General features: G+C 71.8%; 34 protein-coding genes. 28 read left to right on the forward strand and 6 right to left on the reverse strand.

Annotated features, from left to right (window positions below; translation table 11 throughout):
- Positions 1-75 precede the first annotated feature (75 nt).
- From ribD to ABLE53_RS23950, 11 genes are all read left to right on the forward strand, one after another.
- The gene (gene ribD / locus ABLE53_RS23900) at positions 76-1140 is read left to right on the forward strand and encodes a bifunctional diaminohydroxyphosphoribosylaminopyrimidine deaminase/5-amino-6-(5-phosphoribosylamino)uracil reductase RibD (RefSeq protein WP_348861685.1); all 1065 of its coding nucleotides are present in this window, start codon (positions 76-78) and stop codon (positions 1138-1140) included.
- An 11-nt stretch (positions 1141-1151) separates the two neighbouring features.
- Positions 1152-1835: a riboflavin synthase gene (locus tag ABLE53_RS23905; RefSeq protein WP_348861686.1), complete on the forward strand. Its 684-nt coding sequence runs from the start codon at positions 1152-1154 to the stop codon at positions 1833-1835.
- Complete coding sequence (locus ABLE53_RS23910; RefSeq protein ID WP_348861687.1) at positions 1832-3112, forward strand: bifunctional 3,4-dihydroxy-2-butanone-4-phosphate synthase/GTP cyclohydrolase II; 1281 nt, start codon at positions 1832-1834, stop codon at positions 3110-3112. Before ABLE53_RS23905 ends, ABLE53_RS23910 begins: the two co-directional genes overlap by 4 nt.
- Entirely contained in the window at positions 3109-3591 is a 483-nt protein-coding gene (gene ribH / locus ABLE53_RS23915) for a 6,7-dimethyl-8-ribityllumazine synthase (protein ID WP_348861688.1), read from the forward strand. The genes ABLE53_RS23910 and ribH overlap by 4 nt, the downstream gene beginning before the upstream one ends.
- A gap of 50 nt (positions 3592-3641) precedes the next feature.
- Positions 3642-4103, forward strand: coding sequence for a YdeI/OmpD-associated family protein (locus tag ABLE53_RS23920; protein WP_348861689.1), 462 nt, complete (start codon positions 3642-3644; stop codon positions 4101-4103).
- 209 nt (positions 4104-4312) lie between these two features.
- The gene (locus ABLE53_RS23925) at positions 4313-5254 is read left to right on the forward strand and encodes a DUF222 domain-containing protein (RefSeq protein ID WP_348861690.1); all 942 of its coding nucleotides are present in this window, start codon (positions 4313-4315) and stop codon (positions 5252-5254) included.
- A 49-nt stretch (positions 5255-5303) separates the two neighbouring features.
- Complete coding sequence (locus ABLE53_RS23930) at positions 5304-5531, forward strand: HNH endonuclease signature motif containing protein (protein ID WP_348861691.1); 228 nt, start codon at positions 5304-5306, stop codon at positions 5529-5531.
- A gap of 19 nt (positions 5532-5550) precedes the next feature.
- A complete protein-coding gene (locus ABLE53_RS23935; RefSeq protein WP_348861692.1) occupies positions 5551-6150 on the forward strand; it encodes a GNAT family N-acetyltransferase in 600 nt (199 codons plus the stop codon).
- A gap of 45 nt (positions 6151-6195) precedes the next feature.
- Positions 6196-6459, forward strand: coding sequence for a phosphoribosyl-ATP diphosphatase (locus ABLE53_RS23940; protein WP_348861694.1), 264 nt, complete (start codon positions 6196-6198; stop codon positions 6457-6459).
- Between the two features lie 10 nt (positions 6460-6469).
- Positions 6470-7357 carry an ATP phosphoribosyltransferase gene (gene hisG, locus ABLE53_RS23945; RefSeq protein WP_348861695.1) on the forward strand — a complete coding sequence of 296 codons (888 nt, stop codon included), beginning with the start codon at positions 6470-6472 and terminating at the stop codon, positions 7355-7357.
- Positions 7341-7811 (forward strand): PH domain-containing protein, encoded by a 471-nt coding sequence (locus tag ABLE53_RS23950; protein WP_348861696.1) that lies wholly within the window; start codon positions 7341-7343, stop codon positions 7809-7811. Before hisG ends, ABLE53_RS23950 begins: the two co-directional genes overlap by 17 nt.
- Positions 7812-7869: 58 nt before the next feature.
- Here the strand turns inward: ABLE53_RS23950 and ABLE53_RS23955 are convergent, their stop codons facing one another.
- The 6 genes from ABLE53_RS23955 to ABLE53_RS23980 all read right to left on the reverse strand — a co-directional run bounded on the left by ABLE53_RS23955 (position 7870) and on the right by ABLE53_RS23980 (position 12656).
- Complete coding sequence (locus ABLE53_RS23955) at positions 7870-8772, reverse strand: aldose 1-epimerase family protein (protein WP_348861697.1); 903 nt, start codon at positions 8770-8772, stop codon at positions 7870-7872.
- A gap of 41 nt (positions 8773-8813) precedes the next feature.
- Positions 8814-9398: a nucleoside/nucleotide kinase family protein gene (locus ABLE53_RS23960; protein ID WP_348861698.1), complete on the reverse strand. Its 585-nt coding sequence runs from the start codon at positions 9396-9398 to the stop codon at positions 8814-8816.
- 4 nt (positions 9399-9402) lie between these two features.
- Entirely contained in the window at positions 9403-9849 is a 447-nt protein-coding gene (locus ABLE53_RS23965) for a hypothetical protein (RefSeq protein ID WP_348861699.1), read from the reverse strand.
- Positions 9850-9932: 83 nt separating this feature from the next.
- A complete protein-coding gene (locus ABLE53_RS23970) occupies positions 9933-10976 on the reverse strand; it encodes an ABC transporter substrate-binding protein (RefSeq protein ID WP_348861700.1) in 1044 nt (347 codons plus the stop codon).
- A 40-nt stretch (positions 10977-11016) separates the two neighbouring features.
- On the reverse strand, positions 11017-11835 hold the full coding sequence (locus ABLE53_RS23975) for an ABC transporter ATP-binding protein (RefSeq protein ID WP_348861701.1): 819 nt from the start codon (positions 11833-11835) through the stop codon (positions 11017-11019).
- On the reverse strand, positions 11823-12656 hold the full coding sequence (locus tag ABLE53_RS23980) for an ABC transporter permease (RefSeq protein WP_348861702.1): 834 nt from the start codon (positions 12654-12656) through the stop codon (positions 11823-11825). Before ABLE53_RS23980 ends, ABLE53_RS23975 begins: the two co-directional genes overlap by 13 nt.
- A gap of 118 nt (positions 12657-12774) precedes the next feature.
- On the opposite strand from ABLE53_RS23980, the gene ABLE53_RS23985 reads away from it, so the two are divergent.
- The 17 genes from ABLE53_RS23985 (at position 12775) to ABLE53_RS24060 (ending at position 26647) form a co-directional block, all read left to right on the forward strand.
- On the forward strand, positions 12775-13293 hold the full coding sequence (locus tag ABLE53_RS23985) for an SseB family protein (RefSeq protein ID WP_348861703.1): 519 nt from the start codon (positions 12775-12777) through the stop codon (positions 13291-13293).
- Between the two features lie 390 nt (positions 13294-13683).
- A complete protein-coding gene (gene infC / locus ABLE53_RS23990) occupies positions 13684-14337 on the forward strand; it encodes a translation initiation factor IF-3 (RefSeq protein ID WP_425474916.1) in 654 nt (217 codons plus the stop codon).
- Between the two features lie 46 nt (positions 14338-14383).
- A complete protein-coding gene (locus ABLE53_RS23995) occupies positions 14384-14596 on the forward strand; it encodes a large ribosomal subunit protein bL35 (protein ID WP_348861704.1) in 213 nt (70 codons plus the stop codon).
- 30 nt (positions 14597-14626) lie between these two features.
- The gene (gene rplT / locus ABLE53_RS24000; RefSeq protein ID WP_348861705.1) at positions 14627-15010 is read left to right on the forward strand and encodes a 50S ribosomal protein L20; all 384 of its coding nucleotides are present in this window, start codon (positions 14627-14629) and stop codon (positions 15008-15010) included.
- 4 nt (positions 15011-15014) lie between these two features.
- Positions 15015-15842, forward strand: a complete 828-nt coding sequence (locus tag ABLE53_RS24005) for a TrmH family RNA methyltransferase (RefSeq protein ID WP_348861706.1) — start codon at positions 15015-15017, stop codon at positions 15840-15842.
- A gap of 121 nt (positions 15843-15963) precedes the next feature.
- On the forward strand, positions 15964-17004 hold the full coding sequence (locus ABLE53_RS24010) for a sensor histidine kinase (RefSeq protein WP_348861707.1): 1041 nt from the start codon (positions 15964-15966) through the stop codon (positions 17002-17004).
- Between the two features lie 129 nt (positions 17005-17133).
- Positions 17134-18198 (forward strand): NADH-quinone oxidoreductase subunit B family protein, encoded by a 1065-nt coding sequence (locus tag ABLE53_RS24015; protein WP_348861708.1) that lies wholly within the window; start codon positions 17134-17136, stop codon positions 18196-18198.
- Between the two features lie 16 nt (positions 18199-18214).
- Positions 18215-20020 carry a nickel-dependent hydrogenase large subunit gene (locus ABLE53_RS24020; RefSeq protein WP_348861709.1) on the forward strand — a complete coding sequence of 602 codons (1806 nt, stop codon included), beginning with the start codon at positions 18215-18217 and terminating at the stop codon, positions 20018-20020.
- A gap of 43 nt (positions 20021-20063) precedes the next feature.
- Complete coding sequence (locus ABLE53_RS24025; RefSeq protein ID WP_348861710.1) at positions 20064-20327, forward strand: hydrogenase maturation nickel metallochaperone HypA/HybF; 264 nt, start codon at positions 20064-20066, stop codon at positions 20325-20327.
- On the forward strand, positions 20320-21069 hold the full coding sequence (hypB, locus tag ABLE53_RS24030; protein ID WP_348861711.1) for a hydrogenase nickel incorporation protein HypB: 750 nt from the start codon (positions 20320-20322) through the stop codon (positions 21067-21069). Before ABLE53_RS24025 ends, hypB begins: the two co-directional genes overlap by 8 nt.
- A complete protein-coding gene (locus ABLE53_RS24035) occupies positions 21062-21610 on the forward strand; it encodes a NifU family protein (RefSeq protein ID WP_348861712.1) in 549 nt (182 codons plus the stop codon). The genes hypB and ABLE53_RS24035 overlap by 8 nt, the downstream gene beginning before the upstream one ends.
- Positions 21607-22239, forward strand: a complete 633-nt coding sequence (locus ABLE53_RS24040; RefSeq protein ID WP_348861713.1) for a DUF5947 family protein — start codon at positions 21607-21609, stop codon at positions 22237-22239. Before ABLE53_RS24035 ends, ABLE53_RS24040 begins: the two co-directional genes overlap by 4 nt.
- Before the next feature lie 16 nt (positions 22240-22255).
- The gene (locus ABLE53_RS24045; RefSeq protein WP_348861714.1) at positions 22256-22915 is read left to right on the forward strand and encodes a DUF6084 family protein; all 660 of its coding nucleotides are present in this window, start codon (positions 22256-22258) and stop codon (positions 22913-22915) included.
- Complete coding sequence (locus tag ABLE53_RS24050; protein ID WP_348861715.1) at positions 22912-24240, forward strand: hypothetical protein; 1329 nt, start codon at positions 22912-22914, stop codon at positions 24238-24240. The genes ABLE53_RS24045 and ABLE53_RS24050 overlap by 4 nt, the downstream gene beginning before the upstream one ends.
- Positions 24237-24743 carry a hydrogenase maturation protease gene (locus ABLE53_RS24055; protein WP_348861716.1) on the forward strand — a complete coding sequence of 169 codons (507 nt, stop codon included), beginning with the start codon at positions 24237-24239 and terminating at the stop codon, positions 24741-24743. Before ABLE53_RS24050 ends, ABLE53_RS24055 begins: the two co-directional genes overlap by 4 nt.
- 4 nt (positions 24744-24747) lie before the next feature.
- Positions 24748-24849: a DUF6893 family small protein gene (locus ABLE53_RS24885; RefSeq protein WP_425474912.1), complete on the forward strand. Its 102-nt coding sequence runs from the start codon at positions 24748-24750 to the stop codon at positions 24847-24849.
- A 49-nt stretch (positions 24850-24898) separates the two neighbouring features.
- Entirely contained in the window at positions 24899-26647 is a 1749-nt protein-coding gene (locus ABLE53_RS24060) for a tetratricopeptide repeat protein (RefSeq protein WP_348861717.1), read from the forward strand.
- The last annotated feature ends 35 nt before the right edge of the window (positions 26648-26682 follow it).

The raw sequence follows: 26682 nt of genomic DNA on the forward strand, positions 1-26682 counted from the left end.
GACGTCGCCGGCCCCTCGGACCGGCCCCGCCGGGAGCAGCCCCGGAGTCCGCGTCCGGACATGAGGGGCAAGGAGATGACGAGCGAGACGGGTGAGCGGGCCGCCATGCGGCGCGCGCTCGAGCTGGCCGCGAGCCCCGGCGTACCCCTGTGGCCCAACCCGCGCGTCGGCTGCGTCCTCCTCGACGAGGACGGCGCCACGATCGCCGAGGGCCACCACCGTGGCGCCGGCACACCGCACGCCGAGGCCGACGCGTTAGCCCGCGCCGGTGACCGCGCACGGGGTGCCACGGCGGTGGTGACCCTGGAGCCCTGCAACCACACCGGCCGGACGGGACCGTGCGCCCAGGCGCTCGTGGCCGCGGGCGTACGCCGGGTGGTGTTCGCCCAGGCGGACCCCAACCCCCTCGCCGCCGGCGGGGCGGAGGCGCTCAAGGCGGCGGGCGTCGAGGTGGAGCAGGGGCTGCTGGGCGACGAGGCACGGGCGCTCAACCGGGTCTGGACCGTAGCGACGGAGCGGCAGCGGCCGTTCGTGACCTGGAAGCTCGCCGCCACGCTCGACGGGCGCAGCGCCGCCGCCGACGGCACCAGCCGCTGGGTCTCCTCGCGGGCCGCCCGCCTCGACTCCCACCGCCTGAGGGGGCTCTGCGACGTGGTGCTCGTCGGCACCAACACCATCGCCGTCGACGACCCCGCGCTCACCGTCCGCGACGCGGACGAGCGGCCGGTCGGCACGCAGCCGCTGCGCGCCGTGATGGGGGAGCGCGACCTGCCGGCGACGAGCCGGATCTTCGATGACCGCGCCGAGTCCGTCCACCTGCGCACCCGCGACCCGCAGGAGGCGCTCGCCGAGCTCTGGCGGCGCGAGAAGCGGCACGTCTTCCTGGAGGGCGGGCCGACCCTGGCGGCGGCCTTCCTCAGCGAAGGGGTGGTCGACGAGATCGTCGTCTACGTCGCCCCGCTCCTGCTCGGGGCCGGCCGCAGCGCCGTCGCCGACCTCGGCATCACGACCATCTCTGACGCCTTCCGGCCGCGGGTCACCGACGTGACGGTGCTCCCCGCGGTGGACGGCGAGGAGCCCAATGTGCGGTTCACCCTCGAGCCGCAGCAGCACCGACCGCGACCGACTGTGGCGTCGTAGAAGGAGACCTGATGTTCACCGGAATCATCGAGGAGCTCGGCAGCGTGGCCGCGCTCGAGGACCAGGGCGACGCGTGCCGTCTCACCATCGGCGCCGCGACCGTGCTCACCGACGTCGCGCTCGGAGACTCGATCGCCGTCAACGGCTGCTGTCTCACGGTCTCCTCGCTCGAGGACGGCGCCTGGACCGCCGACGTCATGCGGGAGTCGCTCAAGCGCACGTCGCTCGGCGGCGTACGACCTGGCGACCGGGTCAACCTCGAGCGTGCGGTGACGCCGCAGACCCGGCTCGGCGGTCACATCGTGCAGGGGCACGTCGACGGCGTCGGCACCGTCCTCGCGCGCACGCCCAGTGAGCACTGGGAGGTGGTGGAGGTCTCGCTTCCGGCCGAGTTGACGAGGTACGTGGTGGAGAAGGGCTCGATCGCCGTCGACGGCGTCTCGCTCACGGTTGTCGACGTCGATGCCGACCGGTTCTCGGTGAGCCTGATCCCCGAGACCCTGTCCCGCACGACGCTCGGCCATCGCGAGGTCGGGGACCAGGTCAACCTGGAGGTCGACATCATCGCCAAGCACGTCGAGAAGCTGCTGGTCGGACAGGATCGGGCCGGACAGGATCGGGCTGGACAGGATCGGGCTGGACAGGATCGGGCTGGACAGGATCGGGCTGGACAGGATCGGGGGGACCGGTCATGACCTCGCCGACCCAGCACGGGCCGACCTCTTATGGGGGAGTGAAGCTCGACAGCGTCGAGCGGGCGATCGCCGACGTCGCGGCCGGGAAGGCGGTCGTGGTGGTCGACGACGAGGGCCGTGAGAACGAGGGCGACCTCATCTTCGCCGCCGCGAGGGCCACGCCGGAGCTGATGGCCTTCACCATCCGCCACTCCAGCGGCGTCATCTGCGTGCCGATGCCGGGCGACATGCTCGACCGGCTCGAGATCCCGCTGATGACTCCCCACAACCGGGACAAGCTCCGCACCGCCTACACCGTGAGCGTGGACGCGCGCGACGGCGTGACCACCGGCATCTCCGCCGCCGACCGCGCCCACACCGCCCGGACCCTCGCCGACAGCGCCACCGAGCCGTGGGAGCTGACCCGACCGGGCCACGTCTTCCCGCTGCGCTACCGCGAGGGCGGGGTGCTCGTACGCCGCGGCCACACCGAGGCCGCCGTCGACCTGGCCCGGCTGGCCGGGCTCACCCCGGCCGGCGTCCTCGTCGAGATCGTCAACGACGACGGCACCATGAAGCGCGCGCCCGAGCTGCGGGAGTTCGCCGACGAGCACGGACTGGCGATGATCTCCATCGAGGACCTCGTCCGCTACCGGCGTCGCACCGAGGTGCTCGTCGAGCGGCGCGCCGAGACCCGCCTCCCCACGGCGTACGGCGACTTCACGGCGTACGGCTACACGCTCGCCGACGACGCCTCGGAGCACGTCGCCCTGGTCCACGGGGACGTCTCCGGCGGCGAGGGCGTGCTCACCCGGGTGCACAGCGAGTGCCTCACGGGCGACGTCTTCGGCAGCCGGCGCTGCGACTGCGGCCCGCAGCTGGACGAGGCGATGGAGCGGATCGTGAAGGAGGGCCGCGGGATCGTCGTCTACCTGCGCGGCCACGAGGGCCGCGGGATCGGGCTGGTCGCGAAGCTGCAGGCCTACCAGCTGCAGGACGGCGGCCGCGACACGGTCGACGCCAACCTCGACCTCGGGCTGCCCGCCGACGCCCGCCACTACGGCGCGGCGAGCCAGATCCTGCGCGACCTCAGGGTCGCCTCGGTCCGGCTCCTCACCAACAACCCGGAGAAGGTCGAGCACCTCGAGGACTACGGCGTACCCGTCGCCGAGCGGGTCCCGCTCACCCCGCGGCCGAACGACCACAACCTCGCCTACCTGCTCACCAAGCGTGATCGGATGGGCCACGTCCTGCCCGACCTGGCGATTGCCGACCTCACCGAAGGAGCTGACCAGTGAGCGGATCCGGAGCCCCGAAGCCCGAGCCCGCCGACTGCCACGACCTCCGCGTCGCGGTGGTGGCCGCGAGCTGGCACGAGCAGGTCATGGACGGCCTGCTCGCCGGCGCCCGGCGGGCGTTCGACGACCACAAGGTCGAGGAGCCCGTCGTGGTCCGCGTACCGGGCACGTTCGAGCTCCCGGTCGCTGCGGCGACGCTGGCGAAGGGCGGGTACGACGCGATCGTGGCCCTCGGTGTCGTCATCCGCGGCGGCACGCCGCACTTCGACTACGTCTGCCGCGCGGCCACCGACGGCCTCAACCGGGTCGCGCTCGACCACCTCACCCCCGTCGGCTTCGGCGTACTCACCTGTGACGACGAGCAGCAGGCGCTCGACCGGGCCGGGCTCGAGGGATCGCACGAGGACAAGGGCTACGAGGCCGCCGCGGCCGCGCTCGCCACCGCCGTCGCACTGAGACGGGCCTCCCGGCCTTACTGACGCCGTGAATGCGGTGGCGGGCGCATGCCCGCGCCGCTACGTTGCGGCCCATGGGGACGACCACGTTCACGACGACGCTGCAGAAGCGCGGCCCCGCGGCCGCGGTGGTGCTCGACGACGACCAGGTGGCGACGGTCGGCGAAGGCGCGAAGACGTTCCCCGTCGTGGCCGCCATCAACGGCCACGCCGTGCGGCTGCGGGTCGCCCGGATGGGCGGGGAGTTCCTGATGGGGCTGAACAAGGCGGTTCGCGCTGAGGTCGGCGTCGAGGCCGGCGAGACCGTCGAGGTGTCCCTCGCCCTCGACCAGGCGCCTCGTGAGGTCGAGGTCCCGCCCGCGCTCGCCGCGGCCCTGGCGGCGGACCCGCCGGCCAAGGCGGCGTACGACGGGCTGGCGTTCACCCACCGCAAGGAGTTCGCCCGCTGGGTGGCGGAGGCGAAGAAGGACGAGACCAGGGATCGCCGCGTCGCCCAGGCGCTCGAGATGATCCGCGAAGGTCGCACGCGCTCCTGAGTTCTGGTGGAGAACCGATTGCGTATCGAATCGAACACGAGTACGATTAGTCTAAGGTTGTCGGGTGAGGTGTCGGCCTGATGCGCTGAGCAGGCGAGCAGCCGTCGAAGCCCCGACCGAGACGGATCGGTTTTGCAATAGTCCGCGCGGGCGCGGGCCTCCGTACGTCGCATGTCGAGTCTGCTTCTCCATGCGTCAGGAGGTGTGTCGTGGCCGCTGCGCTTATCGAGGCTGTGCACGCGGTGCGTGCGGCGCTGGCCGGGGTCCGCGACGCGCAGCCGGTCTATCTGCGTACCGGGGAGAAGGCAGAGGTGCTGCGCGAGCTGGTGGCCGCGGAGGCGGAGCTGGCGGCGCTGCGGCTGCGGGTGATGGCCTCGGCGGGTGATCTCGCGGAGCGCGACGGAGCTCGCGACGTCGCCGGCTGGCTGGCGGCGTCGCTGCCCGTGGACGGGCGAGCGGCCCGCAGCGACGGTCGCCTCGCGGAGGCCCTCGAGCGCTGGCTGCTGCTGTCCGAGGCGCTCGCCGAGGGGAGGGTCAGCCTCGAGCAGGCGCGGGTCATCGCCTCCGCACTCGACCGGGTGGCCGACACGCTCACGACCGCCCAGCGGGTCGAGGCGGAGGAGCTGATGGTGGCCGAGGCGAAGAGTCTCGACCCGCGGCGGCTGGCCGTGCTCGGCCGACGCCTCCAGGCCGTGGTCGGTCAGGATGACGGCGAGGCTGCGGAGGCGCTCCTGCTGGCCCAGGAGGAGCAGGACGCCGCGCGGCGTACGTCGCTCACGATCAGGCCGCAGGGCGACGGCACGACGCGGATCAGCGCGACGGTGCCCGACGCGGTCGGTGTCCGCCTGCGCACCTGCCTGGAGGCCTTCGCCCAGCCCCGCAAGCAGGCGCTCGAGGCCGACGGCCGGCGTGCGCCGTACGACCGGCTGCTCGGCCAGGCGCTCCGTGACCTGCTCGAGCGGCTCGACGTCGACCTCCTGCCACACCACGGCGGCGATGCGACCACCCTCTTCGTGATGATGACGCTCGACCAGCTGCGTGCCGAGCTCGCCACCGCCTCCCTCGGGCTCGGGGGGCGACGCCCTGACCGCGGCCGAGGCCCGCCGGCTGGCCTGCGAGGCCGGGATCATCCCGGTCGTCCTCGGCGGTGAGAGCGAGATCCTCGACGTCGGCCGCAAGGCGCGGCTCCACACGCCGGTGATGCGAAAGGCGATCCGGCTCCGTGACCGCACCTGCCGCGCGGAGGGGTGCGACGTGCTCGGCACCTGGGCCGACGTACACCACCTCGAAACCTGGTCCGAGGGCGGCGCGACCTCGATCGAGAACGGGATCTTGTTCTGCCGCTACCACCATCAGCGCATCCACGACCCTCGCTACCAGGCCGAGCGGCGACCCGACGGCCGCTACCGCATCATCCTGCGGACGTGAGCAGCGCTACGCTCGCCGGGTGGGGGATGAGCTGCGCTCACATGTCTCCGGGACCACGACCGTCCGCCCGGTCACCACCGAGACCTGGCCGGACCTCGTCCAGCTGTTCACAGCCCGCGGTGGCCCGCACTACTGCTTCTGCACGCCCTACCGGGTCACCGGTCGACGGCACGTCGACGCCGGCGAGCGCGAGGCAGTCCTGCGCGACCTGGTCGGGAGGGGTACGCCGGTCGGCGTGCTCGCCTACGACGGTGCGGAGCTCGTCGGCTGGTGCTCGGTGGCGCCCCGCGAGTCATACGCCCGGTTGGCGCGGTCGCGGACGATGCCGCGTGCGACGCCTCCGGAGTCACCGACCTGGACCGTGCTGTGCTTCTTCGTCCCGCGGGCGGCCCGCGGACGCGGCCTCACCCGTGTGCTGCTCGACGCGGCCGTCGACTACGCGCGGCACGAGGGTGCGAAGGTGATCGAGGGGTACCCGTTCGACACCGCCGGCATCTCGGCCACCCACCGCGGCCACTCGTCGGTGTTCGCCGCGGCCGGCTTCACCCCGGACGGGCGGCGCTGGGCGCGCACGCTGGACGCCCCAGCGCTCGACGGCGAGCTCCCGAACGCGCGCTGAGACCGATGCGAGCCGAGCCCGGCCTACGCCCTAGGCTTGTGGGCTGTGAAGACGTTCGACGAGCTCTGGGCCGAGCTGAGCGAGAAGGCCCGGACCCGACCCGCAGGATCCGGCACCGTCGCAGCCCTCGACGCCGGCATCCATGCGATCGGGAAGAAGCTGGTCGAGGAGGCCGCCGAGTCCTGGATGGCGGCCGAGTACGAAGGCAAGGAGGCGACGGCTGAGGAGATCTCCCAGCTGCTCTACCACGCCCAGGTGCTCATGCTCGCCAGCGGACTCGAGCTCGACGACGTCTACGCCCACCTCTGAGGAACCCCCGATGTCCACACCAGCAACCACGCTCACCGACGGCAGCACCGGGCTGCTCCGCATCGCCGTCCCCAACAAGGGATCGCTCTCCCAGGCTGCCTCCGAGATGCTCCGCGAGGCCGGCTACCGGCAGCGCGACGACGCCAAGCGCCTCACCCTCGTCGACGAGGAGAACGGCGTCGAGTTCTTCTACCTGCGGCCGCGCGACATCGCGCTGTACGTCGGCGAGGGCACCCTCGACGTCGGCATCACCGGCCGCGACCTGCTCCACGACTCCGGCGCGAAGGCCGACGAGGTGCTCCGGCTCGGCTTCGGCCGCAGCCGGTTCCGCTTCGCCGGCCCGGCGGGCGCGTTCACCGACCTCGAGCAGCTGCGGGGCAGACGCGTCGCGACGTCGTACGTCGGCATCGTGCAGTCGTTCCTCGAGGCCCACGGCATCGACGCGACGGTCACCCGGCTCGACGGCGCCGTCGAGACCAGCATCCAGCTGGGGGTGGCCGACGTGATCGCGGACGTCGTCGAGACCGGCTCGACGCTGCGGGCGGCCGGGCTGGAGACGTTCGGCGACACGATCCTGGACTCCGAGGCGGTCGTGATCACGCGCACCGGCCAGGCGATGCCTGCGGAGTTCGAGACCTTCCGGCGCCGCCTCGAGGGCGTCATGGTCGCGCGGGCCTACGTGATGATGGACTACGACATCCGTGCGCAGGACGTCCCGGCCGCCACCGAGCTCGCCCCCGGGCTCGAGGGGCCGACGGTGAGCCCGCTCCACCGCGAGGGCTGGGTCGCCGTACGCGTCATGGTTCCGCGCGAGGGCTCGCAGAAGCTGATGGACGATCTGTACGCCCTGGGCGCGCGGGCCATCCTCCTCACCGACATCCATGCCTGCCGCCTCTGAGCCCGCGGTGGGGCCGGCGCTGCCGGACCTGCCGCACACCTGGCGACCCCTCGGGCCCCGGGTGATGGCCATCGTGCTCATCCTCGGGCTCGCCGCCGTGTGCGCGGTGAGCTGGATCGGCTTCGACGACGAGACGCGGTCGAGGTTCACGAGCCTCGAGCTCGGCACTCTCGGCTTCTTCGGCGTCCTCATCCTGGTCTGCGTCCACGCGCTCACCCGCTCGCGTGTCGAGGCCCGCCCTGACCACCTCATCATCGTCAACGGCTACCGCCGCCGCGACCTCGCCTGGGCGCAGGTCGTGTCCGTGAACCTCCCGCCCGGCGCCCCCTGGGTCAACCTCGACCTCGCGGACGGCACCAACGTGCCCGCCATGGGAATCCAGGCCTCCGACGGCGCTCGCGCCCGTACGGCGGCCCGGCAGCTGCGCCAGCTCGCCGCCGACCTCGCCCGTTGAGCCGCCGGTCCCGGCGCCAAAGATGGCGACTCGACCGACCAAAGCTGGCGACTCGACGCTAGAGGGCGCGGATGCCCCACCCGACCTCGATCGTCTCGCCGGGCCCGAGGGCGAGCAGGTCCGCACCGGAGTTGAAGGCGTCCGGGGGAGCGGTCATGGGCTCGACGGCGACGACCTGGCGGGCGTTGGGGCGGTCATCGGCGGTGTAGACCATGAGCCAGCGGTGCCGCCAGTCCACCCACAGGGCGACCCCGCCCGACGGCCCACGCAGCGTCACGGTCGCGATCCCGTCTGCGTCGCGCTCGAGGTCACCGAACGCGTGGTCGAGCACGACGGGTCCGATGGGCCGAGCCTCGCGGAAGTCGTAGCCGGTGCCGCCGACGTCCTCGTGCTCCGTCGGCAGCTTGCGCTCCGGGTCGCTCAGCAGGCGGGTGGCCGCCGGGAGCTCGAGCGTCCAGTCGTCGACCGGCGCGGCGCCGGCGGTGAGGTAGGGGTGGGCACCCGAGGCGTACGGCGCCGCCGACGCCGCCAGGTTGGTCGCGCTCTGCGTCACGGTCAGCCCGTCCGGCCCGACGGCGTACGTCACCCGGAGGTCGAGTGTCCACGGGTAGCCGGTCTGCGCCATCAGCCGGTAGCCGAGCGTCACCGTGTCGGCGGCGACCGAGACGGGTGACCAGGCCGTCCAGCGGACCAGGCCGTGGGAGGCGTTCCGCCGCCCCGGTTCGCTCAGCGGCAGCTGCTGCGTGGCGCCGGCGAAGGTGTAGCGGCCGTCGCGGATGCGGTTCGGCCACGGGACGAGCAGCTGCCCGGCGCCGCCGCTCGGCATCGCGTCCTCCGCGAAGCCGGCGAGCAGCGGCCGCCCGTCGTGGGACAGCGCGCGCAGGGACCCGCCGCCCTCGGTGATCGTCGCGACGTACCCGCCGCCGGTGATGTCGTACTGGTCCCCGCTCGGTGCAACCACGCCGTCACCCTAGCCAGGTCACGGCTGAGGATCGGACCAGGTCACGGACGTCGGGCGTCCGACGCCCCGGCCGCCCCGTCGGTGTCGACCCCGCCGGTGTCGATGAGGAGGTCCGCCCGCTCGCGCGTGCGCTCCCGCACGAACAGCTCGGTCTCGGCCCGCGCCCAGGCGTCCCAGTGCGGCGCGAAGGCCTCGCCGTCGCGGGCGATGCCACGCGTACGCCGCAGGGCGTACGGCGCGTCGACCCAGGCGAGCACGGTCCGCAGCCGGTCGTACGCCGACGCGCCGCTGCCCACGCCCTCGACGACGAGCAGCGGGGCCGGCGGGACGGTGACGGTCCCGGCGTACGCGTGGGCGTGCCAGTCGTAGCGGCAGTACCGGCCGGGCCGCGCCTCGGCGAGGGGGAGCAGCAGCGTCGCCAGCTGCTCGTCCACGCGCGGCAGGCCGTCCCAGCCGTCGTACAGGTCGTCCATGTGCACCACCGTCGCCCCCGACAGCGCGGCGACCTCGCCGGCCAGCGTCGTCTTGCCGGAGCCCGCAGGGCCGTCGATGCAGACGAGCCGGCCGCCGCCGAGCGTCGCCGGGCGCGCGAGGGCCAGTGCGAGCAGATCCTCCGCAGCGCCCATCCGGTCAGGAGATGCCGTGCTTCTTGAGGATCGCGTTGATGTCGTCGAGGTCGTCGCCGAGCGTGTCCGACAGGCCCCCGTCGCCACGTCCCGTCCGCGCCTTGGGGAGCTCGCCGGGACCCGCCTTCCGCGCGACGGCGCCGTCGGCGGACTTCCGCTCGTTGGGCAGCTTGGCGGAGACGAAGAGCAGCAGGAAGGCCACCCCGGCGACGACGATGCCGACCCAGACGGTCGGGCTGAAGACGAGGCCGACCGCCCAGTCGCCGACGGAGTCCGCGATCCGGCCGAGCAGGCGGAGGGTATGGGTGAGATAGGCGGCGATGGGGAGGAGCGTGATCCCGACACCACGCACGCCCGAGGCCACGCCGCGGCGACGGAAGGCGAACCAGGTCCACAGGCCCGCCACGACCGTCAGAGCAAGGGCGAGAGCACCCCACGACGCGTTGTCCATGTGTCCAATGTCCCACACGACGAAAGCGCCGGCGTCCCCCGAGCGGAAGGACGCCGGCGCCGTACGCCGGAGGGCGGTGCGGGCTACTTGCCCACGGCCGAGCCGGTGGCCACGTCGTTGAACTCGTCGGTGAAGTAGTCGTCCAGCTTCACCTTCTCCGGGATCGCCTTGGCCTCGGCGAAGGCGTCGGCCATCTTCTGCTCCGAGGCGATGACCGAGGAGTCGATCGGTACCGTCTTGACCGGCCGGATGCGAGTGGCGTGCTCCGAGATCTTCACCGGCAGGCCGGTGCCCTCCGACCAGACCTTCGACCACGCCGTGCGGTTCGCCGGCTTCCCCGACCAGACCTGTGCCTTCTGGATCCGGGTGAGGTAGTCGGAGAGCGCAGCCTTGGTCGCCTTGTCGTCGATCGCGTCGTCCGAGGCCGCCTGGAAGGTGAGGCCGTTCATGACGCCGTTGTTGCCGTCGACGAGAAGCCTTGCGCCGTCCTCGACCTCCGCCTGGGAGGTGTAGGGCTCCCAGATCGCCCAGGCGTCGAGCCGGCCGTTGGTGAACGCCGCGAGGGCATCGGCGGGCTGGAGGTTCGCGACCTTGATGTCGGACAGTGACAGGCCTGCCTTCTGGAGCTGGCCGAGCAGGTTGTAGTTCGCCGAGCTGCCGTTCGCCACCCCGACCGTCTTGCCCTTGAGCTGCGAGACCGACGTGATCGGGGAGCCCTTCGGGACGATGATCGTGTCGCCCGAGCCGGTGTAGTTCGCGGCGGCGACGACCTTGAAGCTGCTGCCGGACGCGGCCGCGAAGATCGGCGGGGTGTTGCCGACCATGCCGACGTCGATCGAGCCCGCCTCGAGGGCCTCGAGCATCGGCGGTCCGGAGGTGAACTCCGACCACTTGATCGTGTACGGCGTGTCGTCGAGCCCCGCGGCCTTCAGCAGCGCCTGGGCGCTCGTGCCCTTCTGGTCGCCGACCCGGAGGGTGACCTTGCTCAGGTCGACCTTGCCGTCGACGACCGCGTCGGCGTTCGGCGAGGACGAGCCGCCGCCGCAGGCGCTGAGCAGGCCGGCCACGGCGAGGACGGACGCGAGGATGCCGGCGCGGCGTCGGCCGCGCTCCCAGAGGTGTTTCATGGATCTCCTGTTTCTCGGGATTGAGGGCCCGTGCGGGCGCTCAGGCGGTCCCGGACGGGCGGTGGAGCTCACCGGTCACGGGGTCGCGGTTGGGATTGGGCTCCAGCGGGCGTACGCCGAGGGTCGCCAGGACCTCCTCGCGCACCGAGGCGATCTCGTGCCGCTCGGGCGACCGGTCGCTGCGGGGCAGATCGACCTGCCACGAGCCCGCGACCTTCCCCGCGTCGAGGACGACGAGCCGGTCCGCGAGCGCGAGCGCCTCGTCGACGTCGTGGGTCACGATCAGCACCGCCATCGAGTGGCGCCGCCATAGGTCGATCACGAGCCGGTGCATCTCGATCCGGGTCAGCGCGTCGAGCGCGCTGAACGGCTCGTCGAGGAGCAGCAGGTCCGGGTTGCGGACCAGTGCGCGGGCGAGCGAGACCCGCTGGGCCTGGCCGCCGGAGAGCTGTAGCGGCCAGGCGTCGGCCTTCTCCGTGAGGCCGACCTCGGCGAGCGCCCGCTCGGCGAGGTCGTGCCGCTGCTTGCGCTCGGGGCTGTTGAGGAGGTTGAGTGCCACGTTCTCACGCACCCGGTGCCAGGGGAGGAGCCTCGGCTCCTGGAACGCGACGGAGGTACGCCCGTCGATCTCGATCTCGCCGGCCGGGACCGGGTCGAGTCGGGCGAGCCCGCGCAGCAGCGTCGACTTGCCGCAGCCGCTGCGCCCCAGGAGCGCGATGAACTCACCGGCGCGGATGTCGAGGTCGATGCCGCGCAGGACGACGTTGTCGCCGAAGGCGCGGTGGTGGCCACGCACGCGGGCGACGTACTCGTCGCTCCCCTCGCGCCGGTCCGCAGGGCTGGTGGTCAGGAGCGCCATGCCAGGGCCTTCCTCTCGATCAGGCGGACGACGGCGTCGGTAGCCAGCCCGAGGATCATGTAGACGACGAGTCCGACGACGATCCGGTCGGTCAGCAGGAACTCCCTGGCGTCGTTGATCATCTTCCCGATGCCGTCGTCGGCGGCCATCTGCTCGGCGACGATCAGCGTCAGCCAGGCGACGCCGATGCTCTGCCGCAGACCGGTGAGCGCGTGGGGGAGAGCGCCGGGAAGGACGACGTGGCGGATCCGCTGTGGCCAGGTGAGGTGCATCGCCTTCGCGGCCTCGAGCATCTTCCGGTCGATGTTGCGGATCCCGGAGAAGGTGTTGAGGTACAGCGGGAAGATCGCCCCGAAGGCGACCAGGGTGATCTTGGGCGCCTCCCCGATGCCCATCCAGATGATGAAGAGCGGCACGAGGCCGAAGTGCGGCAGCATGCGCAGCATCTGCAGGGGCGGGTCGACGGCGAGCTCGCCGAGCTTGCTCAGGCCGGCGAGGACCGCGAGGACGACGGCGATGGCGGCGCCGACTGCGAAACCGGTGAGCGCGCGCTGCGTCGACACCAGGGTCGCGTGGCCCAGTGTGCCGTCGCGCGCCAGGTCGATGGCCGTGGAGAGCACCTTGCTCGGAGCAGCCAGCTTCTTCTCGGGGAGGACGCCCGTGGTGCTGGCGAGCTGCCAGAGGGCGACGAGGACGACAGGGGACACCCAGCGGGCGAGGTGGCGGCCCAGTCCGCGGGCGTGGTCAGCACGCCGGAAGCGTGGGGGCCGCGGTCGGGTCGCCTCCTCCAACGCTGTCAGAGTCGGTGTGGCAGTGGACATGGCATCCATGTGTACGGGAGCGGATCGATTAAAGCAACTAACACGCTCAACATAGTGACCAAAGCATCTCTGTGCGTGATTTCTCGTCAGCTGGGAGCGGGCGGGTTCAATGGGCGGCGTGAACGAGAACCCGACGAACGACAGGCGCCTGCTCGGCCCCGGCTTCCCCGGCGACGACGGCTCGGTCGACCCGGCAGTCGCTGCGGCGCTGACGGCCCACCGCGACGGCACGCGCGGCTACGTGGACGCCCTCTCGACGCTCCTCGACTCCCGCGTGCTCGTGCCCGTGGTGGCGACGCTCGGCGAGGTCGAGTACGACGCCGACGGGCTCGCCCACGACAAGACCTCCGACATGGCGACCGTCCTGCTCACCGGCGCGGACGGCCGCCAGGCGCTGCTCGCCTTCACCTCGACGACCGGCCTGCATGCGTGGCGGGCTGATGCCAGGCCGGTACCAGTGACGTTCCGGGACGCTGCCAGGGCAGCGACGCACGACGGCGCGGACGCGCTGGTGCTCGACGTCGCCGGGCCGGCGACGTTCGTCGTCGAGGGTGCCGACCTTCGTGCGGCCGCCGCCGGCTACCGGCTCGCCCTCGTGGGTGACCGGTCTGCGTGGGTGTCCGCGGATGCTGGATGAGGATTGGGACCGGTCCGGAATGTTCGGGTAGTCTTCGGTGTTGACCGATCCGTCGGCGTACGCCCTCCTCCGAGGGATGCGTCGGCAGATCCGACAAGCGGAGATCAGGCAACACGCTCTCCCACCCGCATCGACCGCCCAGAGATAGAGCGCAACACCACAGGTCGTCGGGTCCGGTCCCGAGACGTTCCAACCAGTGAGCTGGGCGGCGCGTCCCGGTGGTGCGAGCCCCCTGCGGGCGAGCGTCCCGACTGGCTTCCGCTTGCAACAGCGGAAGCCTTCTTCGTTTCGGGGGCCAGGGCGAGAGCCTCTGGGGCCCCGGGGCGACGAGGAGTCCGGACCACAACCACTGGAGGACACATCAGCACCGAGCTTCGTATCAACGACCGGATCCGGGTACCCGAGGTCCGCCTCGTTGGTCCCAATGGAGAGACCGTCGGCATCGTGCCGACGGCCGATGCGCTACGCCTCGCGCAGGAGGCCGACCTCGACCTGGTCGAGATCGCCCCTCAGGGCAAGCCCCCGGTCTGCAAGCTCATGGACTACGGGAAGTTCAAGTACGAGAACGCCCAGAAGGCTCGCGAGGCCCGCCGGAACCAGACGAACGTCATCATCAAGGAGATGAAGCTTCGTCCCAAGATCGACCAGCACGACTACGAGACCAAGAAGGGTCACGTCGTGCGGTTCCTCAACGCCGGCGACAAGGTGAAGATCACGATCATGTTCCGCGGTCGTGAGCAGCACCGTCCTGAGCTGGGCTTCCGCCTCCTGCAGAGGCTGGCCGAGGACGTGTCCGACCTCGGCTTCGTGGAGTCCGCCCCCAAGCAGGACGGCCGCAACATGATCATGGTCCTCGGCCCGCACAAGAAGAAGGCGGACGCCAAGGCGCAGGCCAAGGTCGCCAAGGAGACCAAGGCCGCCGAGAGGGCGGCCGAGGAGGCCGAGGAGAAGGCCGAGCGCACCGCCGCCAACGCCGCGCGGAGCACCCAGCAGCCGAAGGAGCGCCGACGCTCCGAGAACCTCGACGCCGACATCGACCTCTGAGCCGGCCCCGAGCACACCCGCGTTTCAGCACGAAAGAGAGAGACACATGCCGAAGAACAAGCCGCACTCCGGTGCGAGCAAGCGATTCAAGGTGACGAAGTCCGGGAAGATCATGCGCCTGCAGGCGGGTCGCAAGTCCGGCGCCGCGTTCGCCTCCGCGCCGACCACCGGCAGCCGCAAGAAGCACCGCCGCAACGCGGGCATGGTCGAGCTCGAGAAGGCCGACGTGAAGCGCGCCAAGAAGCTGCTCGGCAACTGAGACCCACCCCGGACCTGAAGGAGTTCTGACATGGCACGCGTCAAGCGCGCAGTGAACGCGGCGAAGAAGCGCCGCACCACCCTCGAGCGGGCCAGCGGCTACCGTGGCCAGCGCTCGCGCCTCTACCGCAAGGCGAAGGAGCAGGTCACCCACTCGCTCGTCTACGCCTACAACGACCGGCGCAAGAACAAGGGCAACTTCCGTCGCCTGTGGATCCAGCGCATCAACGCCGCCGCGCGTGCGCAGGGCATGACCTACAACCGCTTCATCCAGGGTCTCAACCTGGCCGGCGTCGAGGTCGACCGCAAGATCCTCGCCGACCTGGCCGTCAACGACGTGGCCGCGTTCAACGCGCTCGTCGAGCAGGCCAAGGCCGCCCTCCCCGAGGACGTCAACGCCCCGGTCAGCGCCTGACCGCATGCGCGCACCCCTGACCGCGGGCAACGCTCGCGTGAAGGACGCCCGGAAGTTGAGCCGCCGCTCGGTCCGCACCGAGCGGCGGCTCTTCCTTGCCGACGGCCCGAAGGCCGTCGAGGGCGCTCTCGGAGTGCCCGACTGCGTGGTCGAGGTCTTCGCCACGCCCGCCGCCGCGGAGTACGCCGGCCTGCTCTCCACGGCCCCGGTCACCCTGGTCGACGACCGAGCCCTCGCCTCGCTCTCCGACTCCGTCACCCCGGCCGGCATCGTGGCCGTCTGCCGCTTTCTCGACGTGCCCCTCCAGAGCCTGTTGAGTCGGGGGTCCGGACCCGTCGAGTCGGGGGTCGCGACCGGTCGAGTCGGGGGTTCTGGTCGGCTGCTCGCCATCTGCGCCGACGTACGCGACCCCGGCAACGCCGGCACCGTGATCCGCTGCGCGGACGCGGCCGGCGCCGACGGCGTCGTCCTCGCCGGTGACTCGGTCGACCTCTACAACCCGAAGACCGTCCGGGCGAGCGTCGGCTCGGCCTTCCACCTGCCGGTGGCTGTCGAGCGGGACGCGACCCTCGCCGTACGCGCCGCCCGGTCGGCCGGCCTCACCGTCCTCGCCGCCGACATGCACGGCGATGTGGACCTCTTCGACGCCGACGAGGTGCTCGCCCGGCCCACCGCCTGGCTGTTCGGCAACGAGGCCTGGGGCCTGCCCGCCGAGCTCACCGCGCTCGCCGACCACGTGGTCAGCATCCCGATCTTCGGCCGCGCCGAGTCGCTCAACCTGTCCACGGCGGCGGCCGTCTGCCTCTACGCGAGCGCTCGCGTCCGACACTGAGGTCACGACCCCCGACTCGACGGGTCACAAGCCCCGACTCAACGGGTCACAAGCCCCGACTCGACGGGTCAGAACCCCCGACTCGACGTGGCGTGGGGGTGCGGCCTCTAAGGTGAGCGACGTGGACGCCCGTGATCTCGCCGACGCCCTGCCAGACGGGGTGGTCGTGGCCGACGGCGACGGGCGGGTCAGGCTCGTCTCCGCGGTCGCGGCGCGGATGCTCGACGTGGACGCCGACGAGTCCGTGGGGCAGCCGCTGGCCGGCGTACTCGCCCTCCAGGACACCGAGGGGCGCAGCTGGACCGACGCCAACCGTCCGTACGACGTCCTGGCGACCGTCACCGGCGTGCCGGAGCAGTCCTGGCTGCTGCCCGACGGCACGGAGGTCCTGGTGGCGGCCAGGATCCACCGCCCCGCGCTCGAGGCGCCGGTCGAGCAGGTCGCTGTCACGATCCGCTCCGGCCGCGGCCGGGCACGGCTGGACCGGGAGCGCTCGGACCTCGTCGCGACGGTCGCCCACGAGCTGCGCAGCCCGCTGACCGGGGTGAAGGGCTTCGTCCAGGCGATGCTCAACCGCTGGGACAAGCTCAACGACGAGCAGAAGAAGCTGATGCTGACCACGGTGAGCTCCGACTCCGACAGGCTCAGCCGGCTGATCGCCGAGCTCCTCGACGTCGCCCGGATCGACACCGGTCGGTTGCAGCTCTACCCGCGCCCGAGCGACGCGACCACTCTCGTCGCGCGGGTCGTCGACTCGGTGGGCTCGGCCACCGCCCGCACGATCACGCTCGTAGCCCCCGCCGAGCACCTCGAGGTCTGGGCCGACCCCGACAAGTTCACCCAGGTCGTCACGAACCTGGTCGAGAACGCCGTACGCCACGGCGACGGCGACGTCACCGTCACGCTGTCGCCCGAGGGCGGCGAGGTCCCGCACGTGAGGCTCACCGTCGACGACCAGGGCGCGGGGATCCCCACGGACCTGCGCAAGCGGGTCTTCACGAAGTTCTGGAAGGGCGGCGCGCGCGGCGGCTCGGGCCTCGGGCTCTACATCGTGGGCGGCCTCACCAAGGCGCACGGAGGCACCGTCACCATCGACGAGGCTCCCGGAGGCGGCGCCCGGATCGCGGTCAGCTGGCCGGCCGAGGACTGGCGACCGGAGTGAGGGTGTCGGATCCCCGGATCGCGGAGTCCGCGACTCCCTGACCGCTTCGAAAAGGGCCCGCCCTACGCCGCTGACCTGCACGCCCGCGCGTCGCAGGATGAGGGGACAGCGAGCGAAGGCGGTGGACGCATGAGCAGTGCGGTTGCTGAGGACACGCAGGCGGAGGCCGAGGAGGCCCCGGTCCACATCCTCTGGATGAACGGGGGGTTGTCGTGCGACGGTGACTCGGTCGCCCTCACGGCGGCGACGCAGCCCAGCATCGAGGAGATCGTCCTCGGGGCGCTCCCGGGGCTGCCGAAGATCGCGGTGCACTGGCCGCTGATCGACTTCGAGTGCGGGCCCGAGCAGGGCGCCGACAACTTCATCGAGTGGTGGCACAAGGCCGACCGTGGCGAGCTCGAGCCGTTCGTGCTCGTCGTCGAAGGGTCGATCCCCAACGAGGCCATCAAGGACGAGGGCTACTGGGCGGCGTTCGGCAACGACCCGATGACCGGCCAGCCGATGACGACCGCGGAGTGGCTGGACCGGCTCGCGCCGAAGGCGACCGCCGTGATCGCGGTCGGCACCTGCGCGACGTACGGCGGGATCCACGCCATGTCCGGCAACCCGACCGGCGCGATGGGCGTGCCCGACTACCTCGGCTGGGACTGGAAGAGCAAGGCAGGGCTGCCGATCGTCTGCGTGCCCGGCTGCCCGATCCACCCCGACAACCTGTCGGAGACGATCACCTACCTGCTCTACCAGGTCGCCGGCCAGGCGCCGATGATCCCGCTCGACGAGGCGCTGCGGCCGCGGTGGCTCTTCGAGAACACCGTCCACGAGGGCTGCGACCGGGCCGGCTACTACGAGCAGGGCGACTTCGCGACGGAGTACGGCTCCAGGAAGTGCATCGTCAAGCTCGGCTGCTGGGGCCCTGTGGTGAAGTGCAACGTCCCCAAGCGCGGCTGGATCAACGGGATCGGCGGCTGCCCGAACGTGGGCGGCATCTGCATCGGCTGCACGATGCCCGGCTTCCCCGACAAGTTCATGCCGTTCATGGACGAGCCGCCCGGCGGCAAGCTCTCCAGCACGGCCAGCACGATCTACGGCACCGCCATCCGCCGGCTGCGTGCCATCACGGAGGACACCCTCGACAAGGAGCCCAGGTGGCGGAGCAAGGGCCCGCTCAAGACCGGGTTCCAGAAGACCTGGTGATCGGAGCGATGACGCCATGACGATGACAGAGTCCCGCACGACCTCCCACCTCGACACCGACGTTGTCGAGATGGCCTGGGACCCCATCACCCGGATCGTCGGGAGCCTGGGGATCTACGCGAGCATCGACTTCAAGCAGAAGGAGGTGCGTGAGTGCCACAGCACGTCGTCGATCTTCCGCGGCTACAGCCTGTTCATGAAGGGCAAGGACCCGCGCGACGCGCACTTCATCACCAGCCGCATCTGCGGCATCTGCGGTGACAACCACGCGACCTGCTCGGTCTACAACCAGAACATGGCGTACGGCGTCGCGCCGCCGCACCTCGGCGAGTGGATCATCAACCTCGGCGAGGCCGCGGAGTACATGTTCGATCACAACATCTTCCAGGAGAACCTGGTCGGGGTGGACTACTGCGAGCGGATGGTCAAGGAGACCAACCCCGGAGTACTCGACCGGGCGAACCAGACCGAGGCGCCCCACGCCGCCGACCACGGCTACCGGACGATCGGCGACATCATGCGGGCGCTCAACCCGATCGAGGGGGAGTTCTACCGCGAGGCGCTCGCGGTCAGCCGCTACACCCGCGAGATGTTCTGCCTCATGGAGGGGCGGCACGTGCACCCGTCCACGCTCTACCCCGGCGGCGTCGGTACGACGGCGACGATCCAGCTCTTCACCGACTACCTGACCCGGCTGATGCGGTACGTCGAGTTCATGAAGAAGGTCGTGCCGCTCCACGACGACCTGTTCGACTTCTTCTACGAGGCGCTGCCCGGCTACGAGCACGTCGGCGAGCGGCGGATCCTGCTCGGCTGCTGGGGGAGCCTGAACGACCCGGCGTACTGCGACTTCAAGTACGAGACCATGTCCGACTGGGGCCGGAAGATGTTCGTGACGCCGGGCGTCGTGGTCGACGGGAAGCTGGTCACCAACGACCTCGTCGACATCAACCTCGGCATCCGGATCCTGCTCGGCCACTCCTACTACGAGGACTGGGTGAAGTCCGGCCGCGAGGTCTTCGTGACCAAGGACCCGCTCGGCAACGACGTCGACGAGCGGCATCCGTGGAACCAGCACACGATCCCCAAGCCGGCGAAGCGGGACTGGGACAACGCCTACTCGTGGACGATGTCGCCGCGCTGGTTCGACGGCAAGGACCACCTCGCGCTCGACACCGGGGGCGGGCCGATCGCCCGGCTCTGGTCGACCGCGCTCTCCGGACTGGTCGACGTCGGCTACGTCAAGGCGACCGGCCAGAGCGTGCTGATCAACCTTCCGCGGACCGCGCTCAAGCCCGAGGTCACCTTCGAGTGGAAGATCCCGAGCTGGTCGAACGCGCTGGAGCGCAACCGGGCGCGCACCTACTTCCAGGCGTACGCCGCCGCGCTGGCGCTCCACTTCGCCGAGAAGGCGATGGCGGAGGTCAGGGCCGGCCACAGCGACACCTGGACCAAGTTCGAGGTGCCGGACGAGGCCGTCTCGTGCGGCTTCACCGAGGCCGTCCGCGGCGTGCTGTCGCACCACATGGTCATCAAGGACGGGAAGATCGCGAACTACCACCCCTACCCGCCGACCCCGTGGAACGGCAGCGTCCGCGACACCTACGGCACGCCCGGGCCGTACGAGGACGCGGTGCAGAACACGCCGATCTTCGAGGAGAACCCGCCCGACTCGTTCAAGGGCATCGACATCATGCGCGCGGTGCGGAGCTTCGATCCCTGCCTGCCGTGCGGCGTGCACATGTTCACCGGCGGCGGCAGGACCGCGAAGAAGATCGTCGAGCACCTGCACACGCCGTCCGTGCCGGTGAAGCCGTACTGAGCCGGCCCGGAAATTGGACCAGGAGAGGTGGACCGGAGCGCTGATGCACGAGCTGTCCCTGACCGAGAGCCTGGTCGACGTGGTGGAGGAGCGGCTGGCCGGCGACCTCGCCGGCCGCACCGTGGTCACCGTCCACCTCCGGGTCGGCCGGGAGGCGGGCGTGATGGCCGACGCGATGGCGTTCTGCTGGGACGTCGTCACCGCGGCCACCCCGCTCGCGGGATCGCGGCTCGAGATCGAGGAGACGGCGGGGGACGAGCTCGCGCTGGCCTCGGTCGAGCTGCTGAAGGAGGAGTCCGGTGTGTGACACCTGCGGATGCGGCGACACCGCCACGATCGGGACCCTGACCGGGGGCACGGTCGAGACGGTCGCCGTCGAGGAGCGCCTGCTGGCGAAGAACGACGACCTCGCCGCTCACGTGCGCGCCTCGCTCGACGAGCGCGGGATCGTGGCGCTGAACCTGATGAGCTCGCCCGGCGCGGGCAAGACCTCGCTGCTGGAACGCACGATCGCCGAGCTGGACGCGTCGGTCTGCGTGATCGAGGGCGACCAGGAGACGTCGTACGACGCCGACCGGATCCGCGCCGCCGGCGCCCGCGCCGTGCAGGTCAACACCGGCGCCGGCTGCCACCTCGACGCCCGGATGGTCCACGACGCGCTGCACGAGCTCGACCCGCTGCCGGGGTCGCTCCTCGTCGTCGAGAACGTCGGCAACCTGGTCTGCCCGGCGCTCTTCGACGTCGGCGAGCACGCCAAGGTGGTGGTCATCTCGGTGACCGAGGGCGACGACAAGCCGCTGAAGTACCCGCACATGTTCGCCGCGGCCGACCTCGTCGTCGTCAACAAGACCGACCTGCTGCCCTACGTCGACCTCGACCTCGACCGCCTCAGCGCGCAGGCCCGCGCGGTGCGCCCGGGTGTCGAGGTCCTGCCGCTGTCGGTGCGGACGGGCGAGGGGATGGACCGCTGGTACGAGTGGATCGCCGCGACGGGTTCGGCGTACGGAGGGGAGGTGCGCGATGCCAGGGTCGACACAGTCCGTGCGTGAGGCGAGCGAGCGGATCGGGACGCTCCTCGAGGAGCTGGAGCAGTCTGCGCCGCAGCCGGTCACGGAGCGGGTGGGCGAGCTGCTGCGCTCGGTGATGGCGCTGTACGGCGAAGGGCTCGGCCGTGTGCTCGAGCTGGAGCCCGAGCTCGCTCGGAGCCTCGCCGCCGACGAGGTGGTCGGCGGGCTGCTGGTGCTGCACGACCTCCACCCCGACGACGTCGACACCCGCGTCCAGCGGGCGCTCGACGGCGTACGCCCCTATCTCGGCTCGCACGCCGGCGGGGTGACGTACGACGGCGTCGACGCCGCGGGGGTGGCCCACCTGCGGCTCGAGGGCAGCTGCGACGGGTGCCCCTCCTCGGCGGTCACCGTACGGAACGCGATCGAGGAGGCGATCCTCGCCGCCGCACCCGACGTCGTACGCGTGGAGACCGAGGGTGTCGTCGAGCCGGCCCCGCCCGGCGAGCCGCAGCTGCTCCAGATCGGGCGCTACCGGCCCGAGGACTGCCCTGTTCCTGTCGACACGGTCCCGGCGTCATGACCAGCCCGGCCGGCCTCTCCGCGCTGCGGCGGCTCCAGTCGCCACCGCAGCGCTCACCTGCGGCGGGAGCGGAGACGGAGGAGCGCTGCGAGTTCTGCAGCGCTCCGGTCGACGAGCGGCACGGCCACGTCGCCGACGTCGTCGACCACCGGCTGCTCTGCGTCTGCCGGCCGTGTTATCTGCTGTTCGCGCCGCGCGGGGCGGGCGGCGGGCGGTACCGCGGCGTCGGCGAGGCCGTGCGCCGGGTCGGCGACCTGCGGCTCGACGAGGCCACCTGGGACCTGCTGAAGATCCCCGTCGACCTGGCCTTCTTCTTCACCCAAGACGGCGCGACCCACGCCTTTTACCCGAGTCCCGCTGGCGCCACCGAGTCCGAGCTCGACCTCGCCGCCTGGTCCACGATCACCGCCGACAACCCCGCCCTCGCCACCCTCGAGCCGGACGTCGAGGCCGCGCTGCTGCGCCGGCGGGACAGCGGGTTCGGCTGCCACCTGGTGCCGATCGACCTCTGCTACGAGCTCGTCGGCGTCGTACGCCGGCACTGGACCGGCCTCGCCGGCGGTCCCGCGGTCTGGGCGGCGATCGAGGAGTTCTTCGACCGGCTCGACGCCCGGGCGGTGCCCGCATGAGTACGGCGGTGCTGGCATGACACGGGGCGGCCCGGCGCCCGCGTCCGCCGCGCCGGACCTCGAGGTGGCCTGCGAGGGCGTCGCCGCCGAGCCGTACGCCGCCGGCCCCGTCGTACGCCTGCGGATGCGGCTCACCGAGCACGCCGGCGTTCGCATCCACGCACTGGCGCTGCGCTGCCAGATCCGGGTCGAGCCGCTCAAGCGGAGCTACTCCGACGAGGAGGCGGGCCGGGTCGTCGACCTGTTCGGCGAGCGGTCGCGGTGGGGGAGCAGCATGCACGCGCTCCAGCTGGCGTTCTGGTCGCAGGTGCTGCCCGGCTTCGCCGGCGGGACGACGTTCGACCTCGACCTCCCGCTGTCGTACGACGTCGAGGTGGCCGCCCACAAGTACCTCACCGCGCTCGGCGAGGGCGCCGCCCCGCTCCTGCTGCTCTTCAGCGGGCAGGCGTTCACGCAGGGGCCTGGCGGCGTCGCCGTCCAGCCGCTGCCGTGGCACACCGAGACCACCGCCCGGCTGCCGATCGCGGTGTGGCGGGAGGCGATGGACGCGCACTACCCCGGCCAGGCGTGGCTGCGGGTCTCGCGAGATACCTACGACCGGCTCGCCGCCCGGCGCAGCGAGCTCGGGCTCGTCGGCTGGGACGCGCTGCTCGGCGGGCTCCTGGAGGAGCGATGAGCCTTGACGCCGCCCGGCGGCTGGCCGACACCGTGCTCTACGAGGGCTACGTGCTCTACCCCTACCGCGCCAGTGCGGCGAAGAACCGGGTTCGGTGGCAGTGGGGCGTGCTCATGCCGCCCGCGGTGGCGGAGGCCGACCCGAGCGAGCGGTCCGGCAACCGCACCGACCTGCTCGTCGACGGACCTGCCCGGTCGCTGCGGGTGACGGTCCGGTTCCTGCAGGTCCAGCGGCGCACCGTCGAGGACGCGTTCGGCGCGCCCGTCGAGCGGCTGGAGACCCGTGAGGCCGCCTACGTGCCGTGGGACGAGGCGCGCGAGCAGGAGCTCACCCTCGAGGTGCCCCTCGACCCCGCGGCGGACGGACGCGTGACGCGGGTGTTCGAGGTGGACGGCGGCACCGAGCGCGAGGAGGTGGAGGGCGGCGAACTGGTCCGGGTGCGCGAGCCGCTCCGGGTGGCGGTCGCCGCCGACGTATGCCATCCGTCCTCGCCGTACGCCGTCACGCAGGTCACGCTCCGCGTGCGCAACGAGACACCGGTCGCGGCCTCCCCGCAGGCTCGACGCCCGGAGTGGCTCCGGCACGCGCTGGTCGCCTGCCACCTGCTCCTCGAGGCGCCCGGCGCGCGGTTCGTGTCGCTGCTCGACCCGCCGCAGTGGGCGGCCGGCTTCGTCGCCGAGTGCGAGCAGGACGGCGTCTTCCCCGTGCTGGCGGCGCCGGACGACAGCGTCGTGCTGAGCTCGCCGATCATCCTGTACGACCACGCCGAGGTCGCCCCCGAGAGCGAGACCGGGTTCTTCGACTCCTTGGAGATCGACGAGCTGCTCTCGCTGCGCACGGCGACGCTGACCGAGGACGAGCGCCGCGAGGTGCGGGGGACCGACCCGCGCGCGGCAGCGCTCCTCGGCGAGGTCGACGCCATGTCCGACGAGCTCTGGGAGCGGCTGCACGGCACGCTGCGCTACCTCGACTCCATGACATCCCCGGAATCCGGCCCGGAATCTGGCACAGCCGATCCCGAGGAGGACACGCTCGAGGTCGGCGGTGTGACGCTCCGGCGCGGGTCGCGCGTCCTGCTCCGGCCGGGCGTACGCCGCGCCGACGCGCACGACCTCTTCCTCGCCGGCAGGACCGCCACCGTAGCCGCCGTCCACCACGACTACGACGGGCGCGACCACCTCGCCGTCACCGTCGACGACGACCCCGGCTCGGAGCTGAAGCTCGAGCACGGGCGCTACCTCTACTTCGCGCCCGACGAGGTCGAGCCCTTCAAGACGCCTCGTCCCTCGGCTCCTCAGGGACCGCCCGCGCAGGAGGCGACATGAGGGTCCTGGTCGCCTGCGTCGGCAACATCTTCCTCGGCGACGACGGCTTCGGGTCGTCGGTCGCGGCGGAGCTCGCACGGCGCGAGCTGCCGGACGGGGTGCGCCTCGAGGACTACGGCATCCGCTCGGTGCACCTGGTCTACGAGCTGCTCGACGGCTACGACCTGCTCCTCCTCGTCGACACCGTCGGACGCCAGGAGGGCCCGCCGGGGTCGCTCTACGTCATCGAGCCGGCCGTGTCCGACGTGGCCGACGCTCCCCCTGATGGACCGAGTCTGGACCCGCACGACCTCCCGCCCGGTGGGGCGCTCGAGCTGGTGCCCGTGCTCGGCGGGCACGTGAGCCGGATCCTCGTGGTCGGCGTACAGCCGGAGTCGCTCGAGGAGGGGATCGGGCTGAGCGACCCGGTCGCCGCGGCCGTCGTACCGGCGGCCGACCTCGTCCTCGACGTCCTCCGGCGCGAGCTGGCCGACGGATTCGGTGCGGTGCAGGGGAGGGGGTGAGCGGATGAAGGCCCTGGCCCTGCTGGTGGTCCTCGGTGCCCTCGGTGCCGTCGGCTACGCCGTCTTCCCGGACGTGCAGCGCTACCTCAAGATGCGGCAGATGTGAACCCGGACGACCCTGGCGCGCCCGCGGCCGGGCTGGTCTGATGGTCCGCGTGCCTGACGTCTCAGCAGTGCCGGCCCCTGCGGCGGCCGGGGTCGCGACCGACTACTACGACCTCGGGACCTACAGCCGCCCGGTGACGACCGGGTCGGCCGACGCACAGACCTGGTTCGACCGCGGTCTGGTGTGGACCTACGGGTTCAACCACGAGGAGGCGGTGCGCTGCTTCCGCCGCGCCCTCGACGCCGACCCGGCCTGCGCGATGGCCTGGTGGGGCGTCGCCTACGCGCTCGGGCCCAACTACAACAAGCCGTGGGAGTTCTTCGACGACCTCGAGCTCGGGACCGTCGTCGATCAGGTGTACGCCGCCGCCCGTGCCGCCGAGGAGCACGCGACCACGCCGGTCGAGAAGGCGCTCGCGGCGGCGCTGCGCCACCGCTATCCCGCCGCGGAGCCGGGTGCGCCCGAGACGCTGTCGGAGTGGAACGAGGGGTACGCCGCGGCGATGGCCGAGGTCTACGCCGCCCACCCGGACGACCTCGACGTAGCCGCGCTCTACGCCGACGCGCTGATGAACCTCACCCCCTGGCAGCTGTGGGACGTGGTGACCGGTGAGCCGGCGCCGGGCTCGCGCGCGGTCGAGGCACGGGCCGTCCTCGACGGCGCGCTCGAGCGTCCGGGTGGCGACTCGCACCCGGGCGTACTCCACTTCTACATCCACCTCATGGAGATGTCGGGCGCGCCGGAGGAGGCGCTGCCGGTCGCGGACCGGCTCCGCGACCTGGTCCCGGACGCCGGCCACCTACGCCACATGCCGACTCACCTCGACGTGCTGGTCGGCGACTACCGACGGGTGGTCGCCTCCAACCTCGACGCCATCGCCGCAGACCGGAGGTATGCCCAGAGATCGGCGGAGAGATCGGCGGAGAGATCGGCGGAGCGCGGCGGGGCGCCGGGCTTCTACACGCTCTACCGCTGTCACGACCTGCACTTCGCGATCTACGGCGCGATGTTCCTCGGGCAGAGCCGGGTCGCGCTCGAGATCGCCGAGGCGCTCGAGGAGGCCGTCCCCGAGGACCTGCTGCGGGTCCAGTCCCCGCCGATGGCCGACTGGCTCGAGGGCTTCGTCGCGATGCGGGTCCACGTGCTGGTGCGCTTCGGGCGCTGGGAGGAGATCCTCGCGCTGCCGTTCCCGGCGGATCCGCAGCTCTACGCCACCTCGACCGCGATGCTGCACTACGCCCGCGGGCTCGCCCACGCCGTCCTCGGCGACGTCGCGGGCGCCGAGGGGGAGCGGGCGCTCTTCGCCGAGGCGGTCGCGCGTGTGCCCGAGTCGCGGACGCTGTTCAACAACACCTGCCGCGACATCCTCGGCGTCGCCGCGGCGATGCTCGATGGCGAGGTGGCCTACCGGGCCGGTCGGGTCGAGGAGGGCCTCGCCGCGCTCCGCCGCGCCATCGGGCTCGACGACGCGCTGCCGTACGACGAGCCGTGGGGCTGGATGCAGCCCACCCGGCACGCGTACGGCGCGCTGCTGCTCGAGCAGGGCCGGGTCGAGGAGGCCGAGGCCGTCTACCGGGCCGACCTCGGCGTCGACGGCTCGATCCCGCGCTGCCAGCAGCATCCCGGCAACGTCTGGAGCCTGCACGGCTACCACGAGTGCCTCGTCCGGCTCGGGAAGACCGAGGCGGCTGCCGTCGTGGGCCAGCAGCTCGGGTTCGCGCTCGCGCAGGCCGACGTACCCGTCGAGTCGTCGTGCTTCTGCCGGCTCGACGTCGGCGCCGACGGGCACTGCCACTGACAGCGACACCGATACTGACCTGTCGGCGACGGGAC

The organism is Nocardioides asiaticus (assembly GCF_040049175.1).
Taxonomy (GTDB): Bacteria; Actinomycetota; Actinomycetes; order Propionibacteriales; family Nocardioidaceae; genus Nocardioides; species Nocardioides cheoyonin.